This window comes from Pseudomonas sp. MF5691, assembly GCF_016405645.1.
Classification (GTDB): Bacteria; Pseudomonadota; Gammaproteobacteria; order Pseudomonadales; family Pseudomonadaceae; genus Aquipseudomonas; species Aquipseudomonas shahriarae.
In genome coordinates this window covers 91,390-111,348 of sequence record NZ_JAEKDC010000004.1, presented here as the reverse complement: position 1 = coordinate 111,348, position 19,959 = coordinate 91,390, and the positions used below count along the sequence as shown (strand labels likewise).

The window sequence follows — 19,959 nt, the reverse complement described above, 5'->3', positions numbered from 1 at the left end:
ATTGTGGTGGCTGGACCGGCCTCATCGCGGGCAAGCCCGCTCCCACTTTTTGAATGCATTCACAAATCTGAATGTGGGAGCGGGCTTGCCCGCGATAGGGCCCCAAGCCCCAGCGAAGCTCTCAACTCTGCTCACTCTCATACCGATCCAACGTATCACTGGCAATCTCACGCCCCAGGGCGATCAGTTCTGGCGCCTTGTAGAACTCGAAGAACCGGCACACGCGTTTGGGCACGTTGATCAGCACATCCGGCGGGTAGCCCGCGATCTTGTACTGGGCCAACGATGTCTGCATCACCTCGAAACTCTGGTTGATCAGATCCAGCAGCGATGCCGGCCCCACGTTGTCGATGATGAACGAACCGGTAGCGGATTTCGGTGCACCAGCGGACTCTGGGGCGGCGGCCGGTTGCTGGGCTTCGGGCTCGGCGCCCTCGAGCCAGGGGTTGATATCAGCGGCTTGCGCCTGCAGCGCTTCCTGTTCCAGCAACAGCAGTTGCTCGGCCTGTTTGCGCCGAAACGGCAGGTGCGAACCCAACGAGCGCACCAGGTTGTCGAAGCGGCTCTTGAACGCCGGCGGGCGCTGGATTACCGGCAGGGTGTAGTGCTTCTGGTTGGTGGCGTTGAGGTTGACCGCAATGATCAGGTCGCAATGGCTCGACACCACCGGCACGATTGGCAGCGGGTTGAGCAGGCCGCCGTCCACCAGCATGCGGTTGCCTTGCATCACCGGGGTAAACAGGCTGGGAATCGCCGCCGAGGCGCGCATGGCCTGGTGCAGGCAGCCTTCCTGAAACCAGATTTCCTGTTGGTTGGTCAGGTCAGTGGCGACGGCGGTGTAGGGAATGCGCAGGTCTTCGATATTGATCTCGCCGACGATCTTGCGGATCTGCCCGAAGACTTTTTCGCCGCGTATCGCGCCCAGGCGAAAACTCACATCCACCAGGCGCAGCACGTCCAGATAGTCCAGGCTTTCGATCCAGTTGCGGTAGTCCTTAAGCTTGCCTGCGGCATAGATCCCGCCGACCACCGCGCCCATGGAGCAGCCGGCGATACAGGCGATTTCATAGCCGCGCTTTTCGATCTCTTCGATCACCCCGATGTGGGCATAACCCCGCGCTCCACCGGAGCCCAGGACCAATGCAACGCGTTTTTTCATGATCGGATCCTTCGCAAAACAGCTGTCCACAATGCACCCAACCAGGGGGCTGCTTCAATCCTAGCTGACAAGAGTGATTATTTTCATAAGCCGAGCTAGTTGCTCGGGTATGCTTTGGCTATCGGCGCTAGGCATTTCAGGCTGTGTGATAAGGCACTTTTCGATGTAGGCAACGTCTACATCCCACGACTGTTTTCTTTTCTTGAGGTGTCATTGATGAAAGCCTGGATGTGTTTGCCTGTGATTGTGTTGGCCCTGGCCGGTTGTGCCGGCAAAACGGCCTATCGCGATAGCTGCGGCAGCCAATTGGACGCGGCGTGGCACGAACTGGATTTGGCCAAGGCTGAAGGTTTCGCCGGCACGGTCAGCTATTCCAAGGCCCTGTCGTTGCTGACTGGCGCCAAGACCCAGCAACAATTCGAAGCGTTCGAAGGGTGCGCCAGCAAAGCGGAAAAAGCCCGTTTCTATATCCGTGAGTCGCGCGCCGGGCGTTGATCCGAGTCAGCGCAACATGCCGGGGTAGTGGTTAAGGTAGTTCCAGACGCCTGTTTTGCGCAGGTACATGGACGTTGTTTATCAGGGGAAGCAGCATGTCGGCGTTGGTGGATCAGTTGGTCACCCAGGTCATTGGCCTGGAAGTCGGATTGTTGAGTTGCCAGGCGCGCCTGGCGGCGGTTACCGATGACGAAGCGCTGCATGACCTGCGCACCACGGTGCGGCGCCTGCGCAGCCTGCTGCGCCCCTTGCGCGGGCTGCCCGGCGTCGAGCAACTGGAAGCGGCCGCCAGCGCAGTCGGCCAATTGACCACGCCGTTGCGCGACCGTGAGGTGCTGGCGGCGTACTTGCAGCAGCACGGTTATCACGACGCTGCGGCGCGGCGTCTGCGCCAGCAGCCACAAACCTATCGGCAGGTGGCGCAAAGCCCGGAAGTCGCACAACTGCTGCTGATCCTGGATGCCTTTCCCCGCTTTATCCGCGCGTCAGATCATCAAAAACTACTCAAGGGGCTGCGGGCGCGCATCGAAAAACGGCTGGCCAAGCAATGGCAGACCCTTGATGCGGCCCTGCACGATCCCGGTCACGACCGCCATCGCCTGCGCTTGTTGATCAAGCGCGTACGTTACGCGGCCGAGGCTTATCCGCAATTGGGGCAATTGCCGGCCAAGGCCATGTCCCGTCTCAAATCCGCCCAAGGCGCACTGGGGGATTGGCATGACTGCTGGCAATGGCTGGCGCAGGCCGAACACCAGGCGGATCTGCAACCTTGTGTTGCAGTCTGGCATCGCACCATGGCCCAGGCCGAAGGCAAGGCGGATCGGGTACTGGATAAGCTGGCGGCGGAGTGTTTCTGAGGCGGCGGCTTATCTGTCTGGGTATTTGGCCGGAATAAGCGCTGTACCTGGCTGGCACGCTGGTTAAGATCGCACAATCGATTTTCTTGATGTGAGGTCGCCATGCGCTTTAGTGATTTGCTCGACGCCGCCCGTAATAACCCGCTGGACGTGTCTATCCCGGCGCAATGGGCCCAGGGCCGCGCCACGTTTGGCGGCCTGGTCGCCGCCTTGCAATACGAAGCCTTGCGCGCCCAGGTGCCGGCAGACCGGCCGTTGCGTTCGTTGGCCGTGACCTTTGTCGGGCCGGTGGCGCCAGACGTCTCTGCCAGCTATCAAGTGGAAGTGCTGCGCGAAGGCAAGGCGGTCAGCCAGTTGCTGGGGCGGGTGGTGCAGGGTGGGGAAGTAATGACCCTGGCACAGGCCAGTTTCGGCGCATCACGGCCTTCGGAGATCGACGTGCCAGCATTGCCCGCGCCAACCTTCAAGCATTGGGACGAATGCCAGGAACTGCCCTATATCAAAGGCGTGACGCCTGAGTTCATGCGCTACCTGGCAATGCGCTGGAGCGTCGGCGGTTTGCCGTTCACGGGCAACAAATCCCGGGAGATGGGCGGCTGGGTGCGTTTGCGCGGGGATGTGAAGGAGGAGCCTTTGACCGAAGCGCATATCCTCGCGCTGGTGGATGCCTGGCCGCCGGCCCTGCTACCGCACCTGAAGCGGCCTGCAGCGGGCAGCACCCTGACCTGGACCATCGAATTCATCCAGCCTCTGGCGCAATTGACGACCCTGGATTGGTGCCAGTACCACGTCGAGATCGAGCATGCCCGCGACGGCTATGGTCATGCCGCTGCGATGTTGTGGGGGCCTGACGGCCAGTTGATCGCCATCAGCCGCCAGACCGTGGTGGTCTTCGCCTGAGCCCGCGTCAGTGGCGGTGGCGCTGACGCCAGGCTTGCCACCAGCCACCATTGAGGACAAAGCGCGCAAAGGTCACGAACTGCTCGACCACCAGGCGCTGTACTGCATCCTTACGATCACTGAACGGCTCGCTGGCCTGGGCTTCCAGGCTATGCCCATGACGTTGCAGGGCCAGGCCGGCCAACACGCCGACCACGCCGATGGCAAAGCTGGCCAAGCTCAGGCTGAACACCCCGGACACAATCAGCAGAAACCCGACGATGAACAGCGGTACTGCAATCAGGTGCAACACCAGGTTGGTCGGGTGCTGATGGTTCTGCGGGTAGGCGCGCCATTGCCAGGCCGGGAGATTGGGGTGACGTTTGCCCATGATGATAAATCCTCTGTCCATTGATACTCGATGAACAGAGTTTAGGTGGGGCGGGCAGGGGCGGCGAATTGGGGTTGGCTATGGGGGTTATAGCCAATTGACGGGTTCAGCCAACGGCAAGCGTTGGCTGAACGGCAGGCAAACCTCACAACTTCAGTTGACCGATCGCCTTGCTCAACTCGCCAGCCAGGGTCGCCAGTTCGTTGCTGGTGGTCGCAGAGTCCACGGTCTGTTGCACGGTGTTTTCTGTGACATCACGGATGCTCACCACCGCGCGGTTCATCTCTTCGGCCACATGGCTTTGCTGTTCGGCGGCGACCGCAATCTGCGTGTTGCTCTCGCGCATCTGCGCCACGGCACTGGTGATTTCCGCGAGTGAGGCGCCGGCTTCCTGGGCCTGCTGCACGCAGTCATCGGCCTTGAACGAGCTTTCCTGCATAAAATCCACCGCATCCCGGGTGCCGGCCTGCAGGGCCGAGACCATGCGCGTGATCTCATCGGTGGAGCTTTGCACGCGCTTGGCCAGGTTGCGCACTTCATCGGCCACCACGGCAAAGCCGCGGCCCATCTCCCCGGCGCGGGCGGCTTCGATGGCGGCGTTGAGGGCCAGCAGGTTGGTCTGTTCGGCGATGCTATGGATCACCCCGACCACGCCGTTGATCTTCTGACTGTCCTCGGCCAGCTTCTGGATCATCTCGGCGGTTTGCTGCACGCCGGTGGACAACCCTGCAATCGAACGCTGGACCCGGGTCACCACTTCCTGGCCGCTGCCGGCCAGGGTGTCGGCGGTCTGTGACAAGTCCCGTGTGGCGCCGGCGTGCTGGGCAATGTGATACACGGTGGCGGTCATTTCATTGATCGCGGTGGCTGCCTGGTCCGTCTCGCTTTGCTGGCCGAGCATGCCGTGCTGGACTTCATTCATGCTGCTGGCCAGGCGCGCGGCGCCGTCGTCCAGCAGTTTGGCGGTGCGCGCCACAGTACTGACCACCCGCTGGTAGCCGGCCTGCATGGCGTTGAACGCGCTGGCCATCTGCCCGACTTCGTCCTTGCAGGCCAGGGGAACGCGGGCCGAGAGGTCGCCGGTTTTTTCTACGTGCAGCATCACGTCTTTCAAGGTGTTGAGTTGGGCGAGCAAAAAGCGGATCAGCAGTTGCGAGGCACAGAGCATCGCCAGCATCAGGATCAGCACCGCCACCGCGTAGTTGGTGAAGCGTTCGGTAAACACCTGGCTCAGGCTCGGTGCATACGCCAGTACGGCGATTTGCTGGCCGTCGGCGCGGGAGATGACCTCGGCGCCCAGCAACGGGTTTTCGCCGAACAGCGGCATAGAGTTGAACTCGACCCAGCCATTGGCCTCGCTGAGGGCGGACAGGTCCTGCTCTGCCAGTTCGGGAGCCAGGCCCCGCTGGAACACCAGCCAGTGCTCGTCCTTGGGCAGCGGCTGCCCCGCCGGCCATGCGCCGAGCAAGCGCCCCTGGGCTTGTGCCGAGGCTTGGGAGGCATGGCTGCGGGCCTGTTGCTCAAGGTGCACGGCATACAGCACCAGCAGCAGCGTGGTGATGAAAGCGACCGCATTCACGGCCCAGAATTTGTACTTCAGCGAGATATTGCTAAGCCAGGCACCCATGGAAGGTTTTCTCTGATAGCGGAAACAGTTTTGGCAAGGTGCCATTATTGTGCCGCTATTCGGAAAAAGGGTGTTGATGTGGGTCAATGCGCCGCGTCAATCCAACGCAGGCAGGCCGAAAAACGCACGGGAGCAGGCGGTGCTGTGTTGGGCCAGGTCTTCCAGGCTTTCTTCGCGGTGCAGGGCCACTTCGCGCAACACCTCCGGCAAGTAGGCTGGCTCATTGCGCCCGTTCTTCGGTTTGGGCCGCAGGGTGCGCGGTAGCAGGTAGGGCGCGTCGCTTTCCAGCATCAGGCGGCCCCGGGGGATTTCCCTGACAAGCGGGTGCAGGTGTGTGCCACGGCGTTCGTCACATATCCAGCCGGTGATACCGATATGCAGGTCCAGGTCGAGGTAGCTGAACAGTGCGCGTTGTTCGCCGGTGAAGCAGTGCACCACGGCGGCGGGCAGTTGATCGCGGTAGTCGCGCAGGATCTCCAGCAGGCGCTGGTTGGCGTCCCGTTCATGGAGAAACACCGGCAAGCGCAATTCGACGGCCAATGCCAGGTGGGCTTCGAGGACTTTTTCCTGCTGGGGGCGGGGTGAGAAGTCACGGTTGAAGTCCAGCCCGCATTCACCCACGGCACGCACCCGGTCCTGGCTGAGCAGGTCACGCAGTTGCCGCTCGCTGTCGGCGTTCCAGTCGCTGGCGCTATGGGGGTGAATGCCCGCGGTGCTGAACAAGCGTCGGGCGCTTGGATCCCAGCGCTGGCACAGTTCCAGGGCTTGTTCGCTGCCGTGCACGCTGGTGCCGGTGACCACCAGCTGGCCCACGCCGGCGGCATAGGCGCGGTCGAGCACGGCCTGGTGTTTGTCGTCGAAACTGGGGTTGGTCAGGTTGACGCCAATATCAATGAGTTGCATGGTGCTATCTCCGCCTGCGGCCGGAAAGTCTATCAGAGCTGTGGATTTATAAGAAAAGCCAAGAACTACAACGAGTTATCGCTGTCTTTGAACGTCGCAAGTCACACCGTGGTTGGCCGAAGGCCTGCTGCTGTGACACCCTTGCGCCCAAAGTCTGCGCCTCTGGCGCTCTGTTTCTGTCCCCCAATGTGGCGTTTTTCGCGGTGCATGGGGCCTTGTTCTTTCCGGAGAGCGGATGATCCGACCCTCGGCATTGCTCATGGTATGCCTGACGCTACTGCTGCCCAACGCGGCGGTTGCGCGTCTGGACGGGCCGCTGGAAGTGACCAAGCCGGGCAAGGTCCGCGACCTGGCCGAAATCCGCAGCAGTCGCACGTTGCGCGTGCTGGTCAACCAGAGTCGCAACAGCTCCGGTGAAGTCCAGGGCCAGTCAATTGGTGTCGAGTATCATCGCCTGCGGGCCTTCGAACACTACCTCAATGGCCGCGCCCGCGATGGCCAGGAAATCAACCTCAAGATCATTCCCAAGGCCAAGGATCAGTTGCTGGGCGCGCTGGCCCGTGGCGAAGGTGACCTGGTGGCGCCCGGTGAGCTGCTGGATGCGACGGCTGCCCACAAGATCAGCAGCAGTGACCCGATTGCCAGTGACGTGCCGCTGTGGCTGGTGGGTCTCAAGGGCCAGCGGCGGTTTACTCGGTTGGAGCAGCTGTCCGGGCGCACCCTGGCCCTGACCACGGGCAGCGCAGCAGGGGAGGCGGTCAACCAGATCAACCAGAAGCTGGCGCTGCGCAAGCTGCCGCCGGTCAAGGTGGAATGGGTGGACCCCAGCCTGGCGGTGGAAGATGTGCTGGAGATGGTCCAGGCCGGGATCTTCCACCTGACCATTGTCGAGCGACCGATTGCCGAGCGCTGGTCGAAGATCCTGCCCAAGTTGCGTTTCGACAAGCAAGTGGCGATCAGTGAGCCGGGTGAGGAGTACTGGTTCGTGCGCCAGGATGCGTCGATGCTGCGGGCGAGCATCGACCGCTTCCTGAAAACCTACAAGACCCCGTCAGACCAGGATGTAGCGTTCCAGCGTATCTATCGGCGCCTCTACCAAGTGCGTTACCCCTTGGCGCGGGCCGATCGCCAGCGCCTCGAAAAGCTGCGCCCGGTCTTGCAAAAACATGCCCGGGAACAGGGCATGGACTGGCTGAACCTGGCGGCCCTGGCCTTCAAGGAATCGTCCCTCAATCCCGCCGCGAAAAGTGGCAGCGGGCCCACCGGCCTGATGCAGATCACCCCGTCGGCCGCCCAGCGTGTGGGGGTCAACAATATCCAGACTCTGGACAGCAATGTGCAGGCAGGGGCGCGCTACCTGGCGCTGATTCGCCGCAAGTTCTTCGCCAGCCCCAAGCTCAATGAGCGCGAACGTATGGCGTTCGTCCTGGCCGCCTACAACATGGGCCCGGAACGGGTGCAGGGCATGCGCGCCGAGGCCAGGCGTCGGGGGTTGAACCCCAATCAGTGGTTCTTCCAGGTGGAGCGCATCGCCATGGAGCAGGTTGGAATGGGTGGCGTCAGCTATGTTAATAGCGTGAACAAGTACTACTTGGCATTTGATCGGGAACGGGACTCTCTGGAGCCGGTGGCGTCCAAGATCGTCTCACGCAAATAATCTAATTAATCGATATTGATTAACGCTATTTTCGGCTTTTATCATTCTATAAACTGATTAATATAGCGGCCAACCAACCCCATCATCGAAAAGGATTATCTACATGAGCCCAATGATCAGAAACGTTCTGTCCACCCGTGCAGGCTTCGGCTTGACTGTCCTGCGGATTTTCGTCGGCATCATCTTTGCCGCCCACGGTTCGCAAAAACTCTTTGGCTGGTTCGGCGGTGGTGGCCTGGCGGGCACGGCGCAGTGGATGGAGAGCATCGGCCTGGCCCCAGGTACGCTGATGGCGCTGTTGTCGGGCGGCACTGAGTTCTTTGCCGGCCTGGCGCTGATCATTGGCCTGCTGGCACGCCCAGCGGCGCTGGGTCTGACGATTGTCTCGCTGGTGGCGATATTCTCGGTGCATATCAGCAACGGTTTGTTCATGGCCAACAACGGCTATGAGTTCGCCCTGGCGCTGCTGGGCGGCACGGTGGCGGTCCTGTTCGAAGGTGCTGGCAAACTGTCTGTCGATCGCGCCATCGCCAATTGATCTTGCAGCACACGTGTTAAAGGCCCGCCCGTGCGGGCCTTTTTCGTTGTAGGGGATTCTTGACACCGCCCCACCGGCTTCTCTAGGATGCTGCATGCGCCGATTTAAACAGCTAATTGCGGGGCGCCACAGGGACTCACTGCAGCCCCGACAGAAGCCTGCTCCAGGTTTCGAAATACCGCTAAAGCGCTGGTTCGGTGTTGCCTCTCACCTGCCCGCAGACTTTTGAGGCAGAGACACGACACGATGAATGCACTACGACCTCTTGTACGCCTGGCCCCGATCACTGCGGGCCTCACTCAGCGCAACCCTAAAATCCTGCTTGGCGGCAAGCACCAACCGACGTTATTGCGTTATCTGGATGGCTGGCCCCGCCGTACTGGCCGCCCTTCGGCTTTCTTGATCCAGTTTGTCGAAGACGGCGAGTCCCTGGCGCGCTTTGCCACGAACAGCTTTGACCTGGCGGTGATCCAGGCGCCCAACGCCGACGATGCCGGTGAGTTCATCCGACACCTGACCCGCGTAGCGCGCCAGGGTTTGATTACCCGCCGCTGACCGCGACGCTCAATAGAACGCCGCGGCGGGTGGATGTTGGCGGCGTCGGTGCGAGATGAGAATCCCCAGCCCCAGCAGGCTCACCATCAACGGAACAGTGACGATAGTGAGCAGGGCTACCGTGCGCTCCAACTGCCGAACGTCCTTGTAGGCTTCCTTCTTCAGGGTGTGAAGTTCCAGGCGCAAGCGCAGGCGTTCTTTGTTCAGCGCCTGCAACAGCGCATTGGAGGAAAGGGCCTGGCTTCCCAGCCTCGATAAAGGCGCGTTGAGCGTCTGCCACTCCTTTTCTGCCTGGTCCAGACGTTGCTCCAGAAGGTTGGCTTTTTTCCGGTAGGACTGCGCGGCCTCGTTGCGCATTCTGTCCAGCAACCCTGGCTGTGGCCCGTCGCTTGCGCGGGGGCTGATAGCGCTTAGTGTGTCAGGTGCCGCCAGGTTATCCAGGGTGTTGAAGACAAACCTGGCGTTGCCCGGACGCTGCGCTTGGTGTCCATTGGCAGTGCGTGCGGCCAGCCAGACGCGGTCACTGAGCAAGTCAGTGTCGGCAACTAGCACTACATGGATATTGGCGGCTTTTTGCAACGTCGCTTTCTGGCCGTTGATGCCGTCAGGAAAGGCGGAGTAGGCGGGTCCCTGTATCCGTGCGGCGATCACACTCGATCGGCCGCGCATGGCGGCTTCGCTGAGCATGGCGTCGAACCCATCCTGTTGGGCGAAGCGTGCGCCATCGAACGTATAGGCTCGCTCCGAGCTCCAGAGCAGGGGAGTGAAGGTGGTGCGGCTTTTTTTCAGGGGCATGAGCGTACCGGAATTCAACAGTGTCACCCTGTCAACGCCCCAACTGCTGATATCGCTCTGCGCCATTGATTCTCGGGTCAGGGTGAGCGCCCCCGGATGGCGTACGGGTGCTTGGCCGTTCGCCACCACTACCGGCGTTGCGTAGAGGCTGTCTGCCAAAACCTGGTTTGCTGGCACCTGCACGCCCCATGCGGCGAGCAGGTTTTGCTGGCCTGGGTTCTCGGTGGTTGAGCCCGGTTCATCCAGGGGGTCGATAAACATCAGCAGCTTGCCCCCAGCCAGGACAAATTGATCAATGGCAAAAAGCGCTTGTTCCGGTAGTCGAGCGGGCTGCACCACCATCAAGGTCTTGATGTGCCCGGGGATACGCGAAATGTCGTTGCCCAGGCTCACCAGATTGAACTGAGCGCGGATTTCCTTGAGCAACTGCCAAGGCGGTGTGATTTGCTGATTGCGTTCATCCCGGCTGCCGTCCACGGTTAAGCCGCTGATCAGGCCGATTACTGGCTGTTCCTGGCGTGCGACGTTGTGGACCAAGTGGCTGATCTCATACTCCAGGAAGTTCGCCTGGGCCGGGTCGAAGCGTTCGATTTTCTGAGGTTCATGGTTGGCGCGGGTGCCGATGAGCCCGAACAGCCCCTGCGTTCTATCCAGGCCCAATGACTCGGCCTGGTACTCCTCCTCTGAAAAGGGCTCAGGGTCTATCAGGTGCAGCGTGATGTTGCCGTTTGATGCGCCTTCATAGGCTTTGAGCAGCAGCGCGATGTACGCGCCATGGCTTTTCAATGCTTCACTCTTGCGGGCGTGACTGGCGTTGAAAAAATACACCTCCATGGGGGTTTCAAGCCCCGCGAGCAGGGCCTGCGTCGAAGGCGACAGGGTATGGATTTTTTTCTCTGAGAAGTCCAGGCGGTAATTGGGCAGCTTCAGTGCCCAAACCAGGTTAAAGGCAAGAAAAAGCAGGACGATGACGATCAACGTCACGCCGAAGTTCATGAGGTTCCTCATGGGGGGTTCCTTTCTCAGCTTTTCCTGAAATTTAAAGTAAGGGTGGTTGCGGTGAGGAACGCAATGATCATACTTATGAAGTACAACGTGTCATGCAGCGTCAGAAGGCCGCTATCTATCGAGCTGAAACGCATCTGTGGATTGAGTGAAATCAAACTATCGATCAGCCAGATGGGCGCCTGATGGTCCAACATATCCAGAACTAGTGATAACGTGCTTACTGCAAATAGTAGCGCGAGTGTGATCACAAAAATAATCAGACGGTTATAGGCCAGTACACAGATGAGGCAGGCGAATGAAAGATAAGCACCTGCCAGTAGCCAACTCCCGATGGACTGAGCCAAGATGGTCGAATTGTCCGCGATGCCCAGATAATTTATGGTAATGACCAATGGGAAGTTCAATAAAATCGTGAGCGCACAGAGTGTCCAGGCGGCCAGGAATTTTCCCAGTGTCAGCTCCAGGGCGGAGACTGGCAGGGTGCTTGTAAAGCAAAATGCATCGTCTTTGTGCTCGTTCGCCCAAAGCAGTGTTGAAATAATAGGAATGAAAAAAAGGTAAAGCCAAGGATGGAACTGAAAAAAAGCGTGTAAGTTTTCCGGAGTTTTTTCCAGGAAGTTTCCTACAAACAAGCCGAGCACAGTGTTGGCAATCAAGAAAGTCGCGATGCTTAAGTAAGTGGTCGGGCTCGACAAGTAACTGCTTAGTTGCCGCTTGAATATCACGGGTAGACGTTTCAATTGAGTGCCTCCTGGCTCATGTGGTGGATGACATCGCTCAGGCGCCCCGGCTCAAGGCTCAAGGTATTGATCTTCCAGCGACGGTTGGCGACCAGGGCATTGACGTGTGGATAGATGATTTGCCCCGGCATCGCGAGCACGGTCACGCTGCCGGCGGTATGCCGGTCTTCCTCTATGCCGGCCACTCCCGGGAGCACGGCCAGCGCCAGCAGGTCGAGGGGGGCATCGGCGGCCAGGGTGATTGCCTGGTAATAGTGCGAACTGCGCTGTAGCTCGCTGACAGGGGCATCGGCCAGCAATCTGCCCTCGGCCATAACCAGCGCCCGTTGACAAATACACGAGAACTCTTCGGGATTGCGCGAGGCGACAATTACCGTCATGTCTTCCGCCAGGGACTGGATGAGCGTCCCGACCTTTTGCTTTTGCAAGGGGTCCAGGCCTGCTGTGGGCTCATCGAGTAACAGCAGCCTGGGGTCATGCAGGATGGCTTGGGCCAACGCCACTTTGCGTTGGTGCCCCGCAGGAAGGGTGGCGATAGGTGAGTCAAGTACTCGCCAGAGCTCTAGGCGGGTGATTGCCCGATCCACCATCTTGCGCTTTTGCAGGCCACGCAGCCCGCGAACTTCGGCGATGAAACCGAGGAAGTTCTTGACTGTCATGTTGCCGTGGCCGAGTGCCGCTTCAGGTTGATAACCTATTATTTTTTTCGCTCTTATGGGGTGGGTTGAGATATTTGTGTCATGTATTTTTATGGTGCCGGAAGTTGCCTTGATTGCGCCTGAGAGCAATTTGAGTAATGTGCTTTTGCCTGCGCCCTCATGTCCAAACAATCCCAGGCATTCCCGGGAGGGAACGCTGAACGTCAAGTTGTCGATGGCAATCGTCTGTCCTGTTTTTTTTGTTAGATTTGTTATTTCGATCATTGGGCTTTTCTACTTGGTTGTTTGCCGGGGCATGCTGAGTAGACGGGGCTCTATAAGCCAGTGTCTTCGGTTTGAGAATTGCCGAACGTTGTGGGAAAAAGTACTGATCAAGTGTTTAAGGCGCTGCTTTGTTAAAAAATGGTACGTTCAATAGGGGCGTTTGGAAACGCTGAGTCGCTGGAATAAGGTAAGTCCTACATGTGCCTCAATCACTCGCTGAAACAATTGTGTTGTTCTTGGTGATATGTTGATTTTGATTTCATAGATGGCGTGTATATGAAGTACTACCGTAAAGGAGTCCGATACTCATGATGCTTCTGCGTACTCTTGTTCTTGAACATTCTGGTCATGATTCCCCGGTTAACGGTGCATTGCTCTGTTGCTTTGCGGTACCGCAAATCGCTGCGAACTTTCTCGTCTATAGCCTGGACGAAGAGGTCGAGCCTGGGAGTTCGCGGGTCTATATCGCCGCACTGCGCAGAAAGGCCGAGCGGTATTTTCTAGGAGGGATCGAGTCCAAGGAGAACCTGCAACTGGCGATGAGCGTGCTCAAGCAGATCATCACCCTGGCCACCGCATCCGGGGTCAAGGATGGCAATTGCTCGTCGTCGCAGGTGGCGTATCACTTCATTGACTTGAAGGGCAGCAAGCTACCGACGGCGAGGCCTGAAGATCACCACTCACTGATGATCAAGAAGGTATTGGTGATGAAGGTGATCACCCTGGGGACTTCAGTCATTGGCCTGCCTGCGATCGAGAGCGCCGAGTTGATTGTGCCGTCCATTCGTTTCTCGTCAAAAATGGTGTCGCCGCCCAATCCGGCAAATCGTAATGAGGCTGTGACGCAGGAGCCGGACGATGAACCGGCCGTAGTTCTGCCGGCGTTAATCCCTGAGGAGCCATTACCTACTCCGACGAAGGCGCCGCAGCCCGAGGAGCCGGCTCCGCGAGTGCAGGAGCCTGTGGCACCTTCCGAAGTCGTCCCGCCATCCGTGGTGCCGGATCAGGCGACCCTGCATGAGGTGGATACCACACTGACCAATCTTGCCCGGGTGGCGCAAGAGTTGACGCAACAGAAGCGTGCGGCGTTTGAGCAGCAGGAGGAACTTGAGCAGCAGAGAAGCCAGTTGCTACGGGAAAAAAATGCATTGGCGCAGGCCAATCAACAGTTGGCGGCGCTGGAAACTGACTTGCAGCAAAGAACCCTGGCGTTGAAGGGGCGTGAAGAGCAGCAGGCGCAGGTGCAGCAGGCAGAACAACGCCGTCTGGAGGGCTGGGCACGTCAGATCGAAGATGAGTCGTTCAGGCTGCAGGCGCTGGACCGTGCAACCCAGCAACAGGCTGAGCAACTGGCGAGCAGCATGGGGCAGTTATCGGGCCTGAGGGGCGATCTGCAGGCGGTGTTGAATCGCCTGGACGCCACCTTGTTTCCCGAGCAAAAGGTCGAGGTGCAGCGCGGCGTGGATGCAGGCAGTTTGCCTAGTCCCGGTTGACCCTGGGAATCAGGCCTGGCTACTTTCTGGCGTTCATTTATTATCAAGGCCGACCAGTTGCCGTCAGGCAGCCAGTGCATCTCTGGTGGGTGTAGCGCTGGTTTGAACCAATGGAAGTTTGCGGGGGATGTGACGCTTTTGAGTACCAAGCTGATTACCAAAGAAGGTCATGAAGCGCTGAAGAAGGAGCTTGATTACCTGTGGCGAGAAAAGCGTCCTGATACCACGCGCAAAGTGACTTGGGCAGCTTCCCTGGGAGACCGCAGCGAGAACGCCGACTACCAGTACAACAAGAAGCTGCTGCGCGAAATCGATCGTCGGGTGCGTTACCTGCGCAAACGCCTGGAAGATATGCGCGTGGTGGAATACATGCCCGAGCAGGAGGGCAAGGTGTTCTTCGGGGCTTGGGTGGATATCGAAAACGAGCAGGGGGAGACCAAGCGTTTTCGAATCGTGGGCTATGACGAGATTTATGAGCGCATGGACTACATTTCCATCGACTCACCCATGGCCAGGGCATTGCTGCGCAAAGAGGTGGACGATGAAGCCATTGTGCAGACGCCAGGCGGTGAAGTGTGCTGGTGGATCACCGGCATCGAGTACATCAAGTAGCAGTCGGCTTGCTGGCGATGGCGCCTGTAGTAAGGCCGGCTCCCAGGGGGGAGCCGGCTTTTTTTGTTTCAACCTTCGCGCAATACCGCCAGCGGGCTGGCGTTCAACGCCCGACGCGTACCGAATACCCCGGCACCACCGATCAACACGGCACCAATCACCGGAAGCACCAGCAGCCACGGATGGGGGTGCCAGACCAGGTCGAAGGCATAGCGATACAGGACCAGCGTCACCAGTTCGGTACCCAGCGCCGCCAGCAGTCCGCTGACCGCACCCAGTAGCCCGAACTCGATGCGCCGGGCCTTGACCAGCAACTTGCGTTCCGCCCCCAGGGCGCGCAACAAGGCGCCTTGGCGGATACGTTCGTCCAGGGTGGCCTGAAGGCCGGAGAACAGCACCGCCATGCCAGCCGCCAGGACAAACAGCAGCACGTACTCCACGGCCAGCGTGACCTGGGCCAGGATGCTGCGCAATTGGGCGAGCAGCGCCTCGACCTGCAGGATGGTCACTGCCGGAAAGGCTCGGGACAGGTCGACGATCTGCTGGTCATGGCCGGCGGCCAGATAAAAGCTGGTCAGGTAGGTGGCCGGCAGGTCCTTGAGGGTGCCCGGTTGGAAGATCATGAAGAAGTTGGGTTGGAAGTTGTCCCAGTTGATCTCCCGCAGGCTGGTGACGCGGGCCTCACGGTTTTCCCCGCCAACGGTGAAGATCAGGTGGTCGTTGAGCTTGAGCTTGAGGCTGTCGGCGACCTTGGCCTCGACCGACACGCCTGGTATGGCATCGCCCGGCTGATCAGACCACCAGGTGCCTGATGTGAGGGTGTTGCCTGGGGGCAGGTTGGCGGCCCAGGTCAGGCTCAGGTCCCGTTGTATCGCACGATCGCCACTGGAGTCCTTGCTGACAATTTCCTGCACCGGCTCGCCGTTGATGCTGATCAGGCGTCCCGGCACCACGGGATACAAGGGCGCTGCCTGCGCCTGCAGTTCAAGCAGGCGGGCACCGAAGGCGTCCTTGTCGGCCGGGAGGATGTTGAGGGCGAAATAGTTGGGAGCATCCTTTGGCAACTGGTTCTGCCAGGTGTCCAGCAACTCGCCACGCAGCAAGGCGATCAAACCCATCGATAGCAGGATCAGGCCAAACGCCAGGGACTGGCCCGCCGCGGCCAATGGGTGGCGTAACAACTGGCCCAGCCCCAGGCGCCAGGGCAGGGCGGCGCGTGCCAGCAGGCGGCGCAGGCTTTGCAACAACAGCAGGAGCAGGCCCCCGAGGATCAACGCGGCGATAACCCCACCGCCCAGTAGGGCGAAGGTCAGCACCAGGTCCAGGCTCAGGCGCCACATGATCAGGCCCAGGGCAAACAACGCGGCGCCATACACCATCCAGGTACTGGAGGGGATCGGCAGCAAGTCGCGCCGCAATACCCGCAGCGGCGGCACTCGGCCCAGGGCCGCCAGAGGGGGCAGGGCAAAACCGGCCAGGGCCACAAGCCCGGTACCGATGCCGGCTACGGCGGGTAGCAGCCCACCCGGCGGCACGTCTGCCGGCAGCAGGTCGTGCAACAGGTAAAACAGCCCCAACTGTGCGAGCCAGCCCAGTGCCGCACCGGCAAGGCTGGCCAGCAAGCCCAGGACAGTCAGCTGCAGGCTGAACAACAGCATGGTTTCCCGGCGCGACAGGCCCAGGCAGCGCAACAGTGCGCTGGCGTCGAAGCGGCGGCTGGCAAAGCGGTTCGCCGACAGCGCCACGGCCACCCCGGACAGCAGCACGGCAACCAGGCTGGCCATGTTCAGGTAGCGCTCGGCCTTGCCCAAGGCACCACCGATCTGCTGGTTGCCGTCCCGTGCGTCCTGCAGGCGCTGGTTGGCGGCCAGCCCCGGCGTTATCTGGTCGCGATAGGTCTGCAGGGCGGTACTGGCTGGCGGCGCGCGCCACAGCTCGCGGTAGCTGACCCGGCTGCCCGGCTGCACTACGCCGGTGGCCTCAAGGTCAGCCAGGTTGATCATCACCCGAGGGGTGAGGCTATAGAAGTTGCCCGCCCGATCCGGCTCATAGGTGAGGACGCGCGCCAGGCGCAGGGTTTTCATGCCCACGTCGATGCTGTCGCCGACTTTCAGGTCCAGTGCTGTAAGCAGACGTGCCTCGACCCAGGCTTCACCGGCTTTCGGCCCGCCGCCCGAGGTTTCTTCGGCGAACGGTTCGGCCGCGCTTTTCAGTTGGCCGCGTAGCGGGTACTGCTCGTTGACTGCCTTGATGCTCGACAGCTGAATGCCGTTGTCGGTCGCGATGACGCTGGAAAACTCCACCACCCTGGCGTGCGTCAGGCCCAGTTGCGTGCCGTTGGTGACCTGCTCGGAACGGGCAGGGGAGCTGCCCTCCAGCACCAGGTCGGCGCCGAGGAACTCGGTGGCGCGCAGTAGCATCGCGCCGTTGAGCCGCGCCCCGAAATAACCGATGGCGGTGCTGGCGGCCACGGCCACCAGCAGGGCGAAGAACAACACGCGCAATTCACCGGCGCGGGCATCGCGCAATAACTGGCGTAGGGCAAGGCTGAACAGGCGCAACAGCGGCAAACGTGCCATCAAGGCTCCAGGGGCTCGACCATCAGGCCGGCTTCAAGGCGGATCAGGCGTCGGCAGCGATGGGCCAGGCGCTCGTCGTGGGTCACCAGCACCAGGGTGGTACCGTTTTCTTTATTGAGTTCAAACAGCAGGTCGCTGATGCGTTCGCCGGTGTGGCTGTCGAGGTTGCCGGTGGGTTCATCGGCAAACAGCACGTCCGGCTCGGCCGCGAACGCCCGGGCAATCGCCACGCGTTGCTGCTCGCCGCCGGAGAGCTGGCGGGGTGAATGGGTCAGGCGCTGGCCCAGGCCGACACGTTCGAGCAAGTGCCTGGCGCGCTCGCGGGCGTCTTTGCGCCCGTCCAGCTCCAGGGGCAGCATGACGTTTTCCAGGGCATTGAGGCTGTCGAGCAACTGGAACGACTGGAACACAAAGCCGACGTGTTCAGCGCGGATACGTGCCCGTTGATCCTCGTCCAGGACGCTCAGGGCCTGGCCGGCGAGGGTCACTTCACCGCTGCTGGGCAGGTCGAGCCCGGCCAGCAGGCCAAGGAGCGTGGATTTTCCGGAACCGGAGCTGCCGACGATAGCCAGGCTATCGCCCTTGTTCAGTTCCAGGCTCAGTTCGTGCAGGATGGTCAGTTCACCTTCCGCGCTGGGAACCACTTTGCTAAGGTTCTGCGCGGTGAGAATGCATGCGCCCATGGAGAATCCGATGCGAATATGGTTTTTGAGTGCTGGCCTGGCCCTGATGTGCATGGCCCAGAACGCAGCGGCGGGTACTGTCCTGATCGTTGGCGATAGTATCAGTGCCGGTTTCGGCCTGGATACCAGCAAAGGGTGGGTCGCACTGCTGGAGCAACGCCTCAAGAAGGAGGGTTTCGCCGATAAAGTGGTCAACGCCTCCATCAGCGGCGACACCAGTGCCGGAGGCTTGGCGCGGCTGCCGGCGGCGCTTGCAGAGCATAAGCCCGACGTGGTGGTTATCGAGTTGGGGGGGAACGACGGCTTGCGTGGGCAGCCGCCTGCGCAATTGCAACAAAATCTTGCGTCGATGATTGACCAGTCCAAGGCCGGTGGCGCCAAGGTGTTGCTGCTGGGGATGCAGTTGCCGCCCAATTATGGCCCGCGATATACCACTGCGTTTGCCCAAGTCTATGGTGCGCTGGCCAAGGAAAAAAACGTTCCGCTGGTGCCGTTTTTCCTTGAGGGCGTGGGCGGTCATCCGGAGATGATGCAGGCCGATCAACTGCACCCGGCAGTCGGTGCCCAGGCCAAGTTGCTGGAAAATGTCTGGCCGACGCTAAAACCGCTGTTATGACGCTTTTCTAGCAGCGGTCTTTCGGCTAAGGTGGCGCCCCCGATTTGGAGCCCCCGATGTCGTCGCGTCCTGCCTGGTCCTTGTTTGCCTACCAACTGATCGAGCCCGACGAGCAGCTGGATCTGTTCGCCTGCCAGGAAGTGAAGGTGCATCTGGTGACGCGCCAGTTGGAGCTGGGCGGTACCATCGATCGCACGCTCTGCGGCACATTGCTGCCGGCCCAGCCACGCTGGTCTTCGGTGGATCGTTCGATCTTCCAGGACCAGCGCCTCTGCCCCTTGTGCCGGGCGATTCTCGAATCGCAAAAGCGGGGTACGCCGCCTATCTGGCCTGAACTGCGCTTCGAGCTTTAAGGGCAGGTACACGCTACAATCGCCATTTTACCCCCGTCGATCTGCGAAGGATTTTCCGGATGTTGTCGCGCCTGCCTGTCGTCACCCGCTGCCTGTCTCTCGCTGCCTTGTGTGCAGCCGGTCCTGTTGCGGCCCTGCAACTGCCCCTGCCACCACCGGGTGAAGACATTGTCGGCCAGGTCCAGGTGATCAAGGCCAAGTACGAAGACACCTTTGCCGACCTGGGGGTGACTTATGACCTGGGCTATTCGGAGATGGTCGCGGCCAATCCCGGCGTCGATGCCTGGTTGCCGGGTGCCGGGGCCGAGATTGTGCTGCCGACCCGTTTCATTTTGCCGCCGGGTCCCCGGGAAGGCATCGTGATCAACCTGGCCGAGTACCGTCTTTACTACTACCCCAAGGGCCAGGACGTGGTGTACACCTTCCCGCTTGGAATCGGTCGTGAAGGCTGGGGCTCGCCGATTGCCCATACCAGCATCATCGCCAAGACTCCCAACCCGACCTGGACCCCGCCGGCGTCAATCAAGGCCGAGCACGCTGCCGACGGCGACCCGTTGCCCAACGTGGTGCCGGCAGGTCCCGACAACCCCCTGGGGCCGTTCAAGTTCACCCTGGGCACGCCGGGCTACCTGATTCATGGTTCCAACAAGAAGTTCGGCATTGGTACCCGTACCAGCCATGGCTGCTTCCGCATGTTCAACAACAACGTGCTGGAGATGGCCAAGATGGTCCCGGTGGGCACGCCTGTGCGAATCATCAATGATGCCTACAAGTTCGGCATCAGCGGCGGCAAGGTCTACCTCGAAGCCCATGCGCCATTGAACGACGATGGCACGCCGTCGGTGGTCGACAAGCACACGGCAGTCATCAATGCGATGCTCAAGCGCGAAGACCTGGCCAACAACCTGCGGGTCAACTGGGATGAAGTGCGTGATGTCGTCGCGGCCGAAGATGGCTTGCCGGCGCAGATCGGCGAGCCGGGAGCGGCGCCGATGGTCACCAGCATGCCGGTCGATTTGCAGCAGTAACACCTGCCGTCAATCGAAGCCCGCCATGGATTGCTCCTGGCGGGCTTTTTATTGCCTTGGATCCATAG

General features: G+C 60.5%; 20 protein-coding genes. 11 read left to right on the top strand and 9 right to left on the bottom strand.

The features are described from left to right. Positions 1 to 121 precede the first annotated feature (121 nt). Positions 122 to 1,159, bottom strand: a complete 1,038-nt coding sequence (locus tag JFT44_RS08030; protein ID WP_029300796.1) for a patatin-like phospholipase family protein — start codon at positions 1,157 to 1,159, stop codon at positions 122 to 124. A 216-nt stretch (positions 1,160 to 1,375) separates the two neighbouring features. On the opposite strand from JFT44_RS08030, the gene JFT44_RS08025 reads away from it, so the two are divergent. The 3 genes from JFT44_RS08025 to JFT44_RS08015 all read left to right on the top strand — a co-directional run bounded on the left by JFT44_RS08025 (position 1,376) and on the right by JFT44_RS08015 (position 3,411). Continuing rightward, entirely contained in the window at positions 1,376 to 1,654 is a 279-nt protein-coding gene (locus tag JFT44_RS08025) for a hypothetical protein (protein WP_029300795.1), read from the top strand. Between the two features lie 95 nt (positions 1,655 to 1,749). Continuing rightward, complete coding sequence (locus JFT44_RS08020; protein WP_070995441.1) at positions 1,750 to 2,511, top strand: CHAD domain-containing protein; 762 nt, start codon at positions 1,750 to 1,752, stop codon at positions 2,509 to 2,511. A gap of 102 nt (positions 2,512 to 2,613) precedes the next feature. Beyond that, positions 2,614 to 3,411 (top strand): acyl-CoA thioesterase II, encoded by a 798-nt coding sequence (locus tag JFT44_RS08015; RefSeq protein WP_029300793.1) that lies wholly within the window; start codon positions 2,614 to 2,616, stop codon positions 3,409 to 3,411. Positions 3,412 to 3,418: 7 nt separating this feature from the next. Here JFT44_RS08015 and JFT44_RS08010 read toward each other — a convergent pair whose 3' ends face one another. The 3 genes from JFT44_RS08010 to JFT44_RS08000 form a co-directional block, all read right to left on the bottom strand. Beyond that, positions 3,419 to 3,781: an Mpo1-like protein gene (locus JFT44_RS08010; protein ID WP_070995442.1), complete on the bottom strand. Its 363-nt coding sequence runs from the start codon at positions 3,779 to 3,781 to the stop codon at positions 3,419 to 3,421. Positions 3,782 to 3,926: 145 nt separating this feature from the next. After that, a complete protein-coding gene (locus tag JFT44_RS08005; RefSeq protein ID WP_029297948.1) occupies positions 3,927 to 5,408 on the bottom strand; it encodes a methyl-accepting chemotaxis protein in 1,482 nt (493 codons plus the stop codon). A 96-nt stretch (positions 5,409 to 5,504) separates the two neighbouring features. Continuing rightward, positions 5,505 to 6,311, bottom strand: a complete 807-nt coding sequence (locus JFT44_RS08000; RefSeq protein ID WP_159906997.1) for a TatD family hydrolase — start codon at positions 6,309 to 6,311, stop codon at positions 5,505 to 5,507. A 235-nt stretch (positions 6,312 to 6,546) separates the two neighbouring features. Between JFT44_RS08000 and JFT44_RS07995 the strand changes: the two genes are divergently transcribed. The 3 genes from JFT44_RS07995 to JFT44_RS07985 all read left to right on the top strand — a co-directional run bounded on the left by JFT44_RS07995 (position 6,547) and on the right by JFT44_RS07985 (position 9,061). Then, positions 6,547 to 7,968, top strand: coding sequence for a transglycosylase SLT domain-containing protein (locus JFT44_RS07995; RefSeq protein WP_159906998.1), 1,422 nt, complete (start codon positions 6,547 to 6,549; stop codon positions 7,966 to 7,968). A 103-nt stretch (positions 7,969 to 8,071) separates the two neighbouring features. Then, positions 8,072 to 8,506: a DoxX family protein gene (locus tag JFT44_RS07990; protein WP_029297954.1), complete on the top strand. Its 435-nt coding sequence runs from the start codon at positions 8,072 to 8,074 to the stop codon at positions 8,504 to 8,506. Between the two features lie 246 nt (positions 8,507 to 8,752). After that, positions 8,753 to 9,061, top strand: a complete 309-nt coding sequence (locus JFT44_RS07985) for a hypothetical protein (protein WP_029297956.1) — start codon at positions 8,753 to 8,755, stop codon at positions 9,059 to 9,061. Positions 9,062 to 9,070: 9 nt separating this feature from the next. On the opposite strand, the gene JFT44_RS07980 is transcribed toward JFT44_RS07985, so the two are convergent. From JFT44_RS07980 to JFT44_RS07970, 3 genes are read right to left on the bottom strand one after another with little or no spacing between them, the layout of a single operon-like run. Beyond that, the gene (locus tag JFT44_RS07980) at positions 9,071 to 10,864 is read right to left on the bottom strand and encodes a Gldg family protein (RefSeq protein ID WP_198830510.1); all 1,794 of its coding nucleotides are present in this window, start codon (positions 10,862 to 10,864) and stop codon (positions 9,071 to 9,073) included. 14 nt (positions 10,865 to 10,878) lie between these two features. Then, positions 10,879 to 11,604, bottom strand: coding sequence for an ABC transporter permease (locus JFT44_RS07975; protein ID WP_029297960.1), 726 nt, complete (start codon positions 11,602 to 11,604; stop codon positions 10,879 to 10,881). Next, positions 11,601 to 12,527, bottom strand: a complete 927-nt coding sequence (locus JFT44_RS07970; protein ID WP_198830509.1) for an ABC transporter ATP-binding protein — start codon at positions 12,525 to 12,527, stop codon at positions 11,601 to 11,603. The genes JFT44_RS07975 and JFT44_RS07970 overlap by 4 nt, the downstream gene beginning before the upstream one ends. Positions 12,528 to 12,835: 308 nt before the next feature. On the opposite strand from JFT44_RS07970, the gene JFT44_RS07965 reads away from it, so the two are divergent. Both JFT44_RS07965 and greB read left to right on the top strand, forming a co-directional pair. Then, positions 12,836 to 14,020 carry a hypothetical protein gene (locus tag JFT44_RS07965; protein WP_198830508.1) on the top strand — a complete coding sequence of 395 codons (1,185 nt, stop codon included), beginning with the start codon at positions 12,836 to 12,838 and terminating at the stop codon, positions 14,018 to 14,020. 138 nt (positions 14,021 to 14,158) lie between these two features. Further along, positions 14,159 to 14,632 carry a transcription elongation factor GreB gene (greB, locus tag JFT44_RS07960; RefSeq protein WP_029297967.1) on the top strand — a complete coding sequence of 158 codons (474 nt, stop codon included), beginning with the start codon at positions 14,159 to 14,161 and terminating at the stop codon, positions 14,630 to 14,632. Between the two features lie 68 nt (positions 14,633 to 14,700). Here greB and JFT44_RS07955 read toward each other — a convergent pair whose 3' ends face one another. Beyond that, complete coding sequence (locus JFT44_RS07955) at positions 14,701 to 17,211, bottom strand: ABC transporter permease (protein ID WP_154907614.1); 2,511 nt, start codon at positions 17,209 to 17,211, stop codon at positions 14,701 to 14,703. Further along, on the bottom strand, positions 17,211 to 17,894 hold the full coding sequence (locus JFT44_RS07950; protein WP_029297972.1) for an ABC transporter ATP-binding protein: 684 nt from the start codon (positions 17,892 to 17,894) through the stop codon (positions 17,211 to 17,213). The genes JFT44_RS07955 and JFT44_RS07950 overlap by 1 nt, the downstream gene beginning before the upstream one ends. Positions 17,895 to 17,904: 10 nt before the next feature. Here JFT44_RS07950 and JFT44_RS07945 point away from each other — a divergent pair, with 10 nt between their 5' ends. The 3 genes from JFT44_RS07945 to JFT44_RS07935 are packed head-to-tail and all read left to right on the top strand — an operon-like array spanning position 17,905 to position 19,891. After that, positions 17,905 to 18,510, top strand: coding sequence for an arylesterase (locus JFT44_RS07945; protein ID WP_029297974.1), 606 nt, complete (start codon positions 17,905 to 17,907; stop codon positions 18,508 to 18,510). Positions 18,511 to 18,566: 56 nt separating this feature from the next. After that, positions 18,567 to 18,863 (top strand): hypothetical protein, encoded by a 297-nt coding sequence (locus JFT44_RS07940; protein WP_029297976.1) that lies wholly within the window; start codon positions 18,567 to 18,569, stop codon positions 18,861 to 18,863. Between the two features lie 59 nt (positions 18,864 to 18,922). Beyond that, positions 18,923 to 19,891: a L,D-transpeptidase family protein gene (locus JFT44_RS07935; RefSeq protein WP_029297978.1), complete on the top strand. Its 969-nt coding sequence runs from the start codon at positions 18,923 to 18,925 to the stop codon at positions 19,889 to 19,891. Positions 19,892 to 19,959: the final 68 nt, after the last annotated feature.